Raw genomic sequence first — 12,559 nt, forward strand, 5'->3', positions numbered from 1 at the left:
AGAATTTGAGCGGGTTAAACCATCTCTCCCAGCGAGTCCGCAGCCTCCGGGATTGATCGAACCGCCCTTGCTGGGGGATTTCCCCCGAGCAAAGCAAAAATGCGCATTTCTTTGAAGCGCTTTGGGCTCGTGTTGCCATTGGGACCGACACTCGTCGGCGCGAGGAGATCTGGCCGAGGCGAATCACTTGGGCCAGCTCTTTAGGCCATCTTGCTTGTTTTGCGACCAAGTCGCCCTGGTTACCCATCCGCTTCAACTGGATGGGCACTCGCGATGGATTTTGCGCTGATCATCCTATGCCTCTTCAAGCTCTTCGAAGTAGACTTCGGCCTTAGCCGCAGTTTTCAGCATCTTCACCGCATCGTGGCAACTCGGACGTTTCCGGCGCTTGATTAAGCGAGCATCTCCATGTAAAATCTCACTTAAATTATCAGGGGCGGACGAGACGTCTCATGGGTATCGCTTGTGTGGAAGGCCGTGAGTATAGGGGAGACCACAGGAGATTTAGTGTGACCGCGAGGTAAGCGTTCGTATGGCGCAGATCTTTCATCGCAGTACGAATCTCATCGCGAGGGTGAGCATTCTCGGAGCGGTGTTCATCATCGGGGCTGTGACATGGGCCTTAGCGGCGCTCAATCGGTCCCCTTATGTGACGCAGGTGGGTGTAGCCCGTGAACAACCTGTTCCATTCAGCCATAAGCATCATGTGAAGCAGCTCGGTATTGATTGCCGCTATTGTCATACTTCGGTTGAGGAGAGCAACTCTGCGGGGATTCCGCCGACGGAGACGTGCATGACCTGTCATTCGCAAATTCACGCGACGAGCCCCATGTTGGAACCCGTGCGCGAGAGCTGGCGTACGAATCGGCCGATCCCGTGGACGAAGGTTTACGATCTGCCGGATTTCGTCTATTTCGACCATTCGATCCACGTGAAGAAAGGGGTCGCGTGCGTCACCTGTCATGGTCCGGTGGATGAAATGCCGCTCGTGTGGAAGGCAAGTACGTTGCATATGGAGTGGTGCTTGGAGTGCCACCGGAAGCCGGAGCTATACGTCCGTCCGCGGGAGTATGTCTTCCGCACGGATTGGGTTCCATCTGAAGATCAGCGGGAATTAGGACGACGGCTTGTGCGTGAGTACAGGATTGATCGACCCGAGAAATTGACCGATTGCTCTGTGTGCCATCGGTGAGAGGGAGGCAGAAGGTGGTGAGGAAGGAAGACGGAGCGTCTTGGGATATCGCCGCGGTGCGAGCACGTTTAGCTGAGCAACGCGGCCTGGTCTTCTGGCGCAGTTTGGAGGAGTTGGCCGAGGATCCAACGTTCGTTCAATTTTTGAAGAGCGAGTTTCCGACACCGGCTCCGGAGGGAGTGGATCGGCGCACGTTCTTGAAGCTGATGGGGGCATCGCTTGCGCTTGCGGGGCTCTCCTCGGCATGCACGCGCCAGCCGACCGAACAGATCTTCCCCTATACGCGGGCTCCGGAAGAGATCATCCCTGGTAAGCCGCTCTTTTATGCGACGGCGATGGTATTTGGAGGATTTGCTACTGGCCTCATCGTCGAGAGTCACATGGGGCGGCCGACTAAGATCGAAGGGAACCCGCAGCATCCATCGAGCTTGGGAGCCACGGACGTCTTCGCGCAAGCTGCGATCTTGATGTTGTACGATCCCGATCGTTCGCAGGTCGTTTTGCATCGTGGCGGGATCAATACGTGGACGGCATTCTGGGGAGCGTTGGGGATAGAACGAGAACGATGGGAAGCGACGCGTGGAGCTGGCCTGCGCATTTTGACGGAGACGGTGACTTCTCCAACGTTGGCGGATCAGTTGCGACAGGTCCTCGCTCGCTTCCCCGAGGCTCGATGGCATCAATACGAACCTGTCTCGCGAGATCATCAGAAGGCGGGAGCGCGCTTGGCCTTCGGCCGCATCGTGGACGCGCAGTATCGCTTGCGAGAAGCGCGCGTGGTGCTCTCGCTGGAGGCGGACTTTCTGACGTGGGGGCCGAACCATCTCCGACAAGCACGCGAGTTCATCTCACGACGGCGCGCGGAGACGGAGATGGCTCAGTGGAATCGCCTTTACGTGTTCGAGAGCACGCCCTCATTGACGGGGGCGATCGCTGATCATCGGTTCTCGGTGCGATCGAGCGCGATCGAGCTGATCGCGCGAGCGCTCGCGCGGCGACTGGGGGTGGAAGTGCCGGAGCCGGATCTGGCGTCGCTCGGTGTTGATCCGCGCCTTGTGGAAGCGATCGCGCGCGATTTAGAGCGACATCGCGGAGAGAGCCTGGTACTCGTCGGCGAGACGCAGCCGCCGTTTGTACACGCCATCGGGCATGCGTTGAACTCCCGCTTGGGGAACGTCGGGCGCACGGTCGTCTACACCGAGCCTGTGGAAGCCGAGCCGATGGAGCAGATGGCCTCGCTTCGAGAACTGGCGGAGGATATGGAGGCCGGTCGCGTGGATGTCCTTTTCATCTTCGGAGCGAATCCGGTTTACACGGCGCCGGCTGATCTTCAGTTCGCCGAGCGAATGAACCGTGTTCGTCTGCGCGTCCATCTGGGGCTCTATGCGGACGAGACGGCGCAGCTCTGTCACTGGCATCTCCCGGAGAGTCACTTCTTAGAGGCGTGGAGCGACGGGCGCGCGCCTGATGGAACGGTGACGATCATGCAGCCGCTCATTGCTCCCCTCTACGAGACGCGATCGGCACACGAAGTGCTCGCGGCACTTCTCGGGCAAGTGGAGCGCTCCGGCTATGAGATCGTGCGCGAGTATTGGCAGCGGCGGTTCGAGGCGGGGCGTATCGGAGCGTTCCCCGATTTCGAGACGTTTTGGCGAACGGCCCTGCACGAGGGGATCGTCCCCGACACTCATCTTCCGCCCGTCTCGGTCTCGGTGCAATGGGAGGCGATCAAAGCAGAGGCGGCGAAGCGACCCGCGCGGGCGCCCGAGGGCGTGGAGATCGTCTTCCGTCCGGATCCGACCGTTTGGGATGGGCGCTTCGCGAATAACGGGTGGCTGCAAGAGTTGCCGAAGCCGCTCACGAAGCTGACGTGGGACAATGCGGCGCTTATTTCGCCGTCGCTAGCGGAACGCCTTGGGGTGAAGAATGGAGACGTCATTGAGCTGCAGCGGGGAGATCGTCGGGTGCTTGCTCCGGTTTGGATTATGCCCGGGCAGGCGACGGAGACGGTGACCGTACATCTCGGGTACGGGCGGTGGCGCGCCGGACGCGTGGGATCACATCTGGGATTCAACGCCTATCGCCTGCGCACGTCAGCGGCGCCATGGTTCGAAGCGGGGATCGAACTTCGACGGACCGATCGTCGTCATGAGCTCGTCAGCACGCAAAATCATCACAGCATGGAAGGACGGCATCTTGTGCGCGTGGCGACGCTCGATGAGTATCAAGCGAATCCTCAGTTCGCTCGGGAGCTCGGACATGATCCGCCGCCCGATCTCACGCTTTATCCTGAGCATCGGTACGACGGTTACTCTTGGGGCATGGTCATTGACCTGAACGCCTGCATCGGGTGCAATGCCTGCGTCATTGCCTGCCAGGCTGAGAATAACATCCCCGTTGTCGGAAAGCGCGAGGTGAAGATCGGGCGCGCGATGCATTGGATCCGCATCGACCGATACTTCGAGGGGCGCGATCTGGAGCGTCCGGACATCTACCATCAACCGGTCCTGTGCATGCATTGTGACCAGGCGCCGTGCGAGGTCGTGTGCCCAACGGGAGCGACGGTTCACAGCCACGAGGGCTTGAACCAAATGGCGTACAATCGATGCGTGGGAACCCGCTATTGCTCGAACAACTGCCCGTACAAGGTGCGCCGGTTCAACTTCCGGCTCTACGCGGATTGGACGACCGAGACCTTGAAGATGCAGCGGAATCCCGACGTGACCGTGCGCAGCCGCGGCGTCATGGAGAAATGCACCTATTGCGTGCAGCGGATCAACGCCGCGCGCATCGAGGCGAAGAAACAGGAGCGGACGATTCGAGACGGAGAGATCCTGACGGCGTGTCAGCAGGCTTGTCCGACCGAGGCGATCATCTTCGGGAATTTGAACGATCCTGAGAGCCGCGTGGCGCGGTTGAAGGCGCACGTACTCAATTATGGAATTCTGACCGAGCTGAACACGCGACCGCGCACGACTTATCTGGCGCGGTTGCGGAATCCGAATTCGGAAGTGGTCGCGCTTCTGGGAGAGGAGACGTCATGAGTGAGGAGAGGAGGCGAACAGTAGAGATCGCGACGCCATTTGATCCACAGGCGACGATCTTAGCCCCCGGGTATACGTATGCTTCGATCACGGATAAGATCAGCGCCATCGTGCTCACGCGGCGCACGCCGCGCGAGTGGTTCCTGGGGTTCACGATCGCTTTCCTTTTGCTCATGTTGCTCCTCTTCACGGCGGCTTATCTGCTCGCGGTCGGCGTGGGCATTTGGGGCGTCACGGTCCCGGTCGGCTGGGGATTCGACATCATCAATTTCGTCTGGTGGATTGGGATCGGGCATGCGGGGACGTTGATCTCGGCGATCCTGCTGCTCTTGCGGCAGAAGTGGCGGACTTCGATCAACCGCTTCGCGGAAGCGATGACGCTCTTCGCCGTCGCGTGCGCTGGGTTGTATCCCCTGTTGCACATGGGCCGACCGTGGCTCTTCTACTGGCTTTTGCCCTATCCGAACACGATGGGGACGTGGCCGCAGCCGCGCAGCCCTTTGGTTTGGGACGTCTTCGCGATCACGACGTACGCGACGGTCTCGTTCCTCTTCTGGTTCATCGGACTGATCCCCGATCTGGCGACGCTGCGAGATCGCGCGCGGCGTCGGTTCTGGCGCATCCTCTATGGATTCCTCGCCATGGGATGGCGTGGATCGGCCCGCCATTGGGCGCGATATGAGATGGCGTATTTGCTATTGGCGGGATTGGCGACTCCGCTGGTTGTCTCCGTGCATACCGTGGTGAGCTTCGATTTCGCCATCTCGATTATTCCCGGATGGCACGCGACGATCTTCCCGCCGTATTTCGTCGCCGGAGCGATTTATTCGGGGTTCGCCATGGTGATGACCTTGGCCATTCCGCTCCGAAAGTATTACGAGCTGGAGGACTTCATCACGATGAAGCATTTGGACAACATGGCCAAGGTCATGCTGGCGACGGGACTCATCGTCGGCTACGGCTACATGATGGAAGCCTTCATGGCGTGGTATAGTGGGAACCCGTACGAGCGCTACATGCTCCTCAATCGGTTACGTGGTCCGTATGCGCCCATCTATTGGGCGTTGCTCGTGTGTAATGTGGGGATCATTCAAGCGCTCTGGTCGGCGCGCGTGCGGCAGAACGTGCGCGCGCTCTTTGCTATCGCGCTTGTCGTGAACGTGGGAATGTGGCTGGAGCGCTTCGTGATCGTTGTGACGAGCTTGCATCGGGATTTCCTCCCCTCATCGTGGGGGATGTACAGGCCGACCGTCTTCGATTGGACGATGTTCCTGGGCTCGATCGGACTCTTCCTGACGCTGATGTTTCTGTTCATTCGACTGCTGCCGGTCATCTCGATCTTCGAGATGCGAGCGCTCTTGCCGGAGGTCGCTCCGACGCCTCATGGCGGAGCGGGACGACCGGCGGAGGCCTCGACGGCCTCGTGAGGAGGGGATGGCATGGCCGAGCGAACGGACATTTATGGACTATTGGCCGAGTTCGATGCGCCGGAGAAAGTCGTCGTGGCGGCGCAGCGCGCGTATGCCGAGGGGTATCGGCGGATGGACGCTTACACGCCGTTCCCGGTCGAGGGATTGGCCGAGGCCATTGGCTTTCATCGCACGCGCCTGCCAGTAATCGTGTTGCTCGGCGGACTCTTCGGTGGCGCCCTCGGTTATGCGCTTCTCTACTATGCCGAGGTCATTGATTATCCGCTCATCGTCGGTGGGAAGCCTTTTCATAGCTGGCCGACATTCATCCCCATCGTGTTCGAGACGACGATCTTTTTCGCTGCGCTCTCAGCCGTTCTGGGGATGCTCGCGTTGAACGGATTGCCAATGCCCTATCATCCCGTCTTCAATGTGCCGCGCTTCGCATTGGCCAGTCGCGATCGCTTCTTCCTTCTGATCGAAGCGCGCGATCCGAAATTCGACCGGGAGGCCACGCGCCACTTTTTGGAGAGCTTGGGAGCTGACGGCGTCTGGGAGGTGGAGCCGTGAGAGGGATCGCTCGACAGACCAGCGCGCGCACACGAGGTTGGTGGGGAGTGGGCCTTCTCCTTGCGCTCGCCTTGGGCGGAAGCGCGTGCCGCCAGGATATGCATGATCAGCCGAGATATGAACCGCTAGAGGGAAGCACCTTTTTCGCGGATAGTCGGGCCTCTCGTCCCTTGGTCGAAGGGACGGTCCCGCGCGGCTTTGCGAGGATGGATGAGCATCTGTATACCGGCAAGGTGAGAGGGCAGCTCGCCGAGACTTTCCCATTCCCCATTACGCGTTCCATCCTCGAGCGCGGACGCGAGCGCTACGACATCTTCTGCGCGCCATGTCATGGGCGCGATGGTTATGGCGAGGGGATGATCGTCCAGCGCGGATTCCGGCAACCGTCCTCATTTCACACGGACCGGTTGCGACAGGCTCCAGTTGGATATTTCTTCGATGTCATCACAAATGGCTTCGGGACGATGTACAGCTATGCGTCCCGCATCCCGCCGGAAGATCGGTGGGCGATCGTCGCTTACATTCGCGCCTTGCAACTCAGTCAAAACGCGAGGCTGCAGGACGTGCCGCCGGCTGAGCGACGACGCTTGACGGAGGGAGGGGAGTGAACGTGCAGGGCCTCGAAACACTGTCGCGTCGTGCCGCAAGCATTGGTATCGCGGGGATCGTGTTGGCGCTCATCGCGGCGCTTACGGATCCCGAACATTTCTGGCCGTCGTATCTCTTCGGATATCTCTTTTGGCTTGGGATCTCAATCGGCTCTGCGGGGTTGGTGATGCTGCATCATCTGACCGGCGGTCGTTGGGGAATCCCCATCCGGCGTATCTTGGAAGCGGGAGCGCGAACGATCTTCTTGATGGCTGCGCTCTTCGTCCCTCTCTTCTTCGGGCTCTCTCACCTCTATGAGTGGACCCATGCGGAAGTGGTCGCTGCTGACGAGGTCCTCCGACACAAGAGCCGGTATTTGAATGTCCCCTTCTTCTCCCTTCGCGCTGTCCTCTATTTCGTCGTGTGGATCGCGCTGGCGTATCTGGTGACGAAATGGTCCTACGAGCAAGATCGCACCGGAGAGCCCACGCTCGGGAATCGAATGCGAGCGCTCAGCGGGCCAGGACTGGTCCTCTATGGAGGAGCGATCACCTTCGCGGCCGTGGACTGGGTCATGTCGTTGGAGCCGCATTGGTATTCGACGATCTACGGCATCAAATTCATCCTCGGGCAGGTGCTCACGGCATTCGCTGCCGCGATCCTTATCGCAGCCTGGCTCTCGCGCGCTCGACCGCTCTCGGAACTTGCGACGAGCGACGTGTTCCATGATCTGGGGAATCTCTTGCTGGCGTTCGTCATGCTGTGGGCGTATGTCGCTTTCTCGCAGTTCCTGATCATCTGGTCGGGGAATCTGCCGGAGGAGATCCCGTGGTACCTGCGCCGGATGAGAGGGCACTGGGAGGTGGTGGCTGGACTTTTGATCGTCTTTCATTTCCTGATCCCGTTCCTGTTGTTGCTCTCTCGTGCGATGAAGCGAAATGTGCGAACGCTGGCGATCTTGGCTGGGATGATCTTGATCATGCGCGTAGTGGACCTGTATTGGATCGTCATGCCAGCGTTCGAGGAGAAGGGGATCGGAGTCCATTGGTCGAACGCCGCCGTGTTCTTGGGAATTGGGGGATTCTGGCTCGCTTTCTGGGCGAGGGAGGTGAAGCGACATGAGCTGATCCCCATCCACGATCCTCGGATACTGGAGGTGCGAGCTGCTTATGAGTGAGCCGACCGAACCGCGCTATGAAAAACGGGATGTGAGTCCGCGAATGATCGCGGCCTTGGTCTTGGGATTGGCTGCCCTGACGGTGGGGGCTGGACTCCTCATGTGGGGGGGCTTCGCCTTCTTCCAGAAGCGCGTGGAACGAGCCGAGGAGCCGCCTTCGCCTTTTCGTGAAGAGCGCGTGTTGCCACCTCAACCGCGGTTGCAGGTCGTTCCGGAGCTGGATCTGCAAGCGCTTCGTCAGCGGGAGGAAGAACGGTTGAACAGCTACGCATGGATTGATCGGGGGGCGGGCGTCGTTCGCATCCCTATCGAACGGGCGATGGACCTCCTCTTGGAACGCGGCGTTCCGGTTCGCCCCCATGGCCAGGTGAGGGAATCTTCTCCTCCTTCTGCACGAGACCTTCGCGCCGATGGGGACCCGGCGCGAGAGAACAGGAGCGAAAGACGATGAGGATTCAAGGGACTTGCGTTCGCGCGATATCATGGGCGAGCCTCGGCCTGGTGTTGGCCGTGAGCTTTGGGCTCTTGGTCGTCCGCGAGGGGCGAGGGCAGAACGTGTCTTCGGAGCAACCGGCGCCGATCTTACAAAATGTCGGCATTGACCAAAAACTCGATGCGCAGATTCCGCTCGAGCTTGTTTTCCGCGACGAACAGGGGCGCGCCGTCTCGCTCCGGGAATATTTCGGCGAGAAGCCAGTCATCCTCTCGCTCGTCTACTACGAGTGCCCGATGCTCTGCACGCTCATTCTCAACGGATTATTGCGGAGCTTGCGCGCGCTCCCGCTGACGGTGGGGAAGGAGTTCACTGTCGTGACCGTGAGTTTCGATCCCCGCGAGGGACCGGAGCTGGCGGCGGCGAAAAAGCGCACGTATGTGCAGAGTTATGGGCGTCCGGAAGCCGAGGCGGGCTGGCATTTCCTGACTGGAGAGCAGGAGAGCATTCGACGGCTGACGGAAGCCGTGGGCTTCCGCTATGCCTTCGATCCCCAGACCGGACAGTTCGCTCATGCCAGTGGGATCATGGTGCTCACACCACAAGGACGCGTCGCTCGATACTTTTACGGGATCGAATATGCACCGCGAGACCTGCGGCTTGGCTTGATCGAAGCGGCGCAAGGAAAAATCGGCTCGCCAGTGGATCAGATTTTGCTCTACTGCTACCACTACGATCCGAAGACGGGCCGATATAGCCTGCTCATCATGAACGTCCTTCGGCTGGCTGGGATAGCGACCGTGCTTGTTCTGGGGGGCTTCATATTTGTGATGTTCCGCCGCGATCGGCGGAAGAAGCGTATGGTGGGATAAGAGGGAGCTATGTGGGAAAACTTTCCACTTTTGCCTAAGCGCGCTTCCTCGTTCGCGCCTGAAGTGGACGCGCTCTACGGGTTCTTGGTCGGGGTGAGCCTTTTCTTCATTGCCCTCATCTTCCTCTTGATCACGGTCTTCGCGATCAAATATCGGCGGCGTTCCGAGGCGGAGGTGCCGCCACCGGTTCGCGGTTCGCTAGCGCTCGAGATCACGTGGATCGTCATTCCCTTGGGGATTGTGTTGGTGGTCTTCGGATGGGGAGCAGTCTTGTACTTCAAGATGTACGGGCCAGCGCCGAAAGAAGCGCTAGAAGTCTATGTCGTCGGTAAGCAGTGGATGTGGCATATCCAGCATCCGACGGGTCAGCGGGAGATCAACGAGTTGCATGTTCCAGCTGGTCGTCCCATCAAACTGACGATGGCGACTGAGGATGTGATTCACAGCTTCTACATCCCCGACTTTCGCGTGAAGAAAGACGTGGTGCCGGGTCGCTACACCACGCTCTGGTTCGAAGCAACGCAACCCGGGCGGTACCGCTTCTTCTGCGCGGAATATTGCGGTACGAAGCATTCGGAGATGGGCGGGTGGGTCATCGTCATGGATCCGGTCGAATATCAAAATTGGCTGGGTAGCGGAGGAGCAAGCGCGCCCACGGAATCGCTGGCCCAAGCGGGGGAGCGTCTGTTTCAACAGTTGGCCTGTCATACTTGCCATCGCGAGGACACTCAAGAATTGGGCCCATCACTGCGCGGGCTCTTCGGTCGCTCGGTGAGATTGGCTGATGGGCGGACGGTCGTCGCCGACGAAGCGTACCTGCGGGAATCCATCTTGAATCCCGACGCGAAGATCGTCGCTGGATTCTCATCGCCGTCAGTCATGCCGACTTATCAAGGGCAGATCACCGAGGAGCAACTGCTGCAGCTTGTGGCCTATCTCAAATCGCTCGGAGGGGAACAGCGATGAGCACGCCTTTGGTGGAATTGCCGCGCACGTCGCGCGTGAACTATTTGAACGTGAGCTACGGGATACGGTCGTGGCTGTTCACGACCGACCACAAGCGGATCGCCCTGCTTTATCTGGCTTCGGTCACGCTCTTCTTCTTCCTGGGGGGATTCTTCGCTGTCCTGATCCGTTTGGAGCTGATGACGCCGCAGGGAGATTTGGTGCAATCGGAGACGTACAATCGGCTCTTCACGATGCATGGCGTCATCATGATCTTCTTCTTCCTCATTCCGGCTATTCCCGCCGTGCTCGGGAATTTCCTCGTACCGCTGATGATCGGGGCGCGCGATCTGGCCTTTCCGCGGTTGAACCTGTTGAGCTGGTATATCTACACGCTGGGAGGACTGTTCACGCTGGCGGCGACCGTCTTCGGCGGGGTGGACACGGGTTGGACGTTCTACACGCCCTACAGCAGTACGTACTCGAACTCTAACGTCATGCTCACGGCCGTGGGGATCTTCATCACGGGATTCTCCTCGATCCTGACGGGGCTGAATTTCCTGGTGACCATTCATAAGATGCGAGCGCCGGGGATGACATGGTTCCGGTTACCGCTCTTCATCTGGGCGCACTACGCGACGAGCATCATCATGATCCTGGGGACGCCGGTCGTTGCCATCGCTATCCTGCTTGTGGGCTTGGAGCGGCTGTTCCACATCGGCATCTTCGATCCGAAGCTCGGCGGCGATCCGTTGCTCTTTCAACATCTGTTTTGGTTCTACTCGCATCCGGCCGTGTACATCATGATCCTCCCAGCCATGGGGGTCATCAATGAATTGATCACTTGCTTCTCTCGGCGACGCATCTTCGGCTATTCCTTCATCGCCTTCTCCAGCATTGCCATCGCGGTCTTGGGCTTTCTCGTGTGGGGTCACCACATGTTCACGAGCGGACAATCCATCTACGCCGGCATGGTGTTTTCCGTGCTCACGATGTTGGTGGCGATCCCCTCAGCCGTGAAAGTATTCAACTGGACGGCTACGCTGTATAAGGGCTCGGTCTCCTACCAAGCGCCGATGCTCTACGCGCTTGGCTTTATCGGGCTCTTCACCATTGGCGGGCTGACGGGGATCTTCTTGGCGACGCTGGCAGTGGACGTGCACGTGCACGACACGTATTTCGTCGTCGCGCATTTCCACTACATTATGGTGGGCGGGACGATCATGGCTTATTTGGGCGGGCTGCACTATTGGTGGCCGAAGATGACGGGAAAGATTTACCCAGAGGGGTGGGCCCGCTTCGCCGCGCTCGTGATCTTCGTAGGGTTCAACTTGACTTTCTTCCCGCAGTTCATCCTCGGATATTTGGGGATGCCGCGGCGGTATCACGTGTATCCGGAGGAGTTCCAAGTGTTGAATGTCATGTCCTCGGCGGGCGCTTCGATCTTGGGCGTTGGCTACCTCATCCCGATGATCTACTTCATTTGGTCGCTGCGCTACGGGCCGAAGGCGCCGGAGAACCCCTGGGGAGCGAAAGGTCTGGAGTGGCTTGTGCCTTCGCCACCGCCTCCACATAATTTCGACGTGACACCGGTGGTCACGGGCGAGCCTTACGATTACACGCCAGAATCGGAGGAGGCCCATGCGCGCTGAGATGGCATCGGGAGCATCTTCAGCGACATCCGTCGAATTGGGACGTTCGCCGTTGGCTCATCATTTCGATGATCTAGAGCAGCAATTCGAGGCCTCTACGCTCGGCATGTGGGTGTTCCTCATCACGGAGGTCATGTTCTTCGGTGGCCTGTTCGCCAGCTATGCCGTCTATCGTTCGCTCTATCCGGAAGGGTTCGCCGTGGCGAGTCGGCGTCTCGACTATCTGCTCGGAGCCTTCAATACGGCCGTGCTCATTTGCAGCAGCTTGACGATGGCGCTCGCCGTGCGCAGCGCGCAACTCGGGCAATCGCGTGCGCTGCGACTCTTTCTGGCCGTGACGATGGCTTTGGGGTTGGTCTTCCTCGGAGTGAAGGTCGTCGAATACTCGCATAAGATTCATGAGCATTTGGTGCCCGGGCCCTCCTTTCGCTTCGAGGGACCGCATGCGCGTGCGGCGCAGCTCTTCTTCTCCCTGTACTTCGCGATGACCGGACTTCATGCTCTTCACATGGTCGTGGGGATCGGCATCCTGGCCGTGCTTTGGATCCTGGCATGGCGCGGACGTTTCTCCCCGCAATATTACACTCCGGTGGAGGTCGCCGGGCTCTATTGGCACTTCGTGGACATCGTTTGGATTTATCTCTTCCCCTTGCTGTATTTGATCAGCCGGACGTGAG

General features: G+C 59.4%; 11 protein-coding genes. All 11 read left to right on the forward strand.

Going from position 1 to position 12,559, the window contains the following annotated elements:
- The first annotated feature begins 532 nt into the window (after positions 1-532).
- The 11 genes from NZ746_06760 (at position 533) to NZ746_06810 (ending at position 12,558) form a co-directional block, all read left to right on the forward strand.
- Positions 533-1,192, forward strand: a complete 660-nt coding sequence (locus NZ746_06760; GenBank protein ID MCS6817063.1) for a cytochrome c family protein — start codon at positions 533-535, stop codon at positions 1,190-1,192.
- 14 nt (positions 1,193-1,206) lie between these two features.
- On the forward strand, positions 1,207-4,236 hold the full coding sequence (locus NZ746_06765) for a TAT-variant-translocated molybdopterin oxidoreductase (protein MCS6817064.1): 3,030 nt from the start codon (positions 1,207-1,209) through the stop codon (positions 4,234-4,236).
- Positions 4,233-5,663, forward strand: coding sequence for a polysulfide reductase NrfD (gene nrfD, locus NZ746_06770; GenBank protein ID MCS6817065.1), 1,431 nt, complete (start codon positions 4,233-4,235; stop codon positions 5,661-5,663). Before NZ746_06765 ends, nrfD begins: the two co-directional genes overlap by 4 nt.
- A 12-nt stretch (positions 5,664-5,675) precedes the next feature.
- Positions 5,676-6,215 carry a DUF3341 domain-containing protein gene (locus NZ746_06775; GenBank protein ID MCS6817066.1) on the forward strand — a complete coding sequence of 180 codons (540 nt, stop codon included), beginning with the start codon at positions 5,676-5,678 and terminating at the stop codon, positions 6,213-6,215.
- Positions 6,216-6,313: 98 nt separating this feature from the next.
- Positions 6,314-6,823 (forward strand): cytochrome c, encoded by a 510-nt coding sequence (locus NZ746_06780; protein ID MCS6817067.1) that lies wholly within the window; start codon positions 6,314-6,316, stop codon positions 6,821-6,823.
- Positions 6,820-7,980, forward strand: coding sequence for a hypothetical protein (locus NZ746_06785; GenBank protein ID MCS6817068.1), 1,161 nt, complete (start codon positions 6,820-6,822; stop codon positions 7,978-7,980). Before NZ746_06780 ends, NZ746_06785 begins: the two co-directional genes overlap by 4 nt.
- The gene (locus tag NZ746_06790; protein ID MCS6817069.1) at positions 7,973-8,431 is read left to right on the forward strand and encodes a hypothetical protein; all 459 of its coding nucleotides are present in this window, start codon (positions 7,973-7,975) and stop codon (positions 8,429-8,431) included. The genes NZ746_06785 and NZ746_06790 overlap by 8 nt, the downstream gene beginning before the upstream one ends.
- Positions 8,428-9,285: an SCO family protein gene (locus tag NZ746_06795; GenBank protein MCS6817070.1), complete on the forward strand. Its 858-nt coding sequence runs from the start codon at positions 8,428-8,430 to the stop codon at positions 9,283-9,285. The genes NZ746_06790 and NZ746_06795 overlap by 4 nt, the downstream gene beginning before the upstream one ends.
- Before the next feature lie 9 nt (positions 9,286-9,294).
- Positions 9,295-10,251 (forward strand): cytochrome c oxidase subunit II, encoded by a 957-nt coding sequence (gene coxB, locus NZ746_06800; protein ID MCS6817071.1) that lies wholly within the window; start codon positions 9,295-9,297, stop codon positions 10,249-10,251.
- Positions 10,248-11,882: a cytochrome c oxidase subunit I gene (ctaD, locus tag NZ746_06805; GenBank protein MCS6817072.1), complete on the forward strand. Its 1,635-nt coding sequence runs from the start codon at positions 10,248-10,250 to the stop codon at positions 11,880-11,882. The genes coxB and ctaD overlap by 4 nt, the downstream gene beginning before the upstream one ends.
- Positions 11,872-12,558, forward strand: coding sequence for a cytochrome c oxidase subunit 3 family protein (locus tag NZ746_06810; protein MCS6817073.1), 687 nt, complete (start codon positions 11,872-11,874; stop codon positions 12,556-12,558). Before ctaD ends, NZ746_06810 begins: the two co-directional genes overlap by 11 nt.
- Position 12,559 lies beyond the last annotated feature (1 nt).

The sequence above is a fragment of the Blastocatellia bacterium genome (assembly GCA_025055075.1).
GTDB lineage: Bacteria > Acidobacteriota > Blastocatellia > HR10 > HR10 > HR10.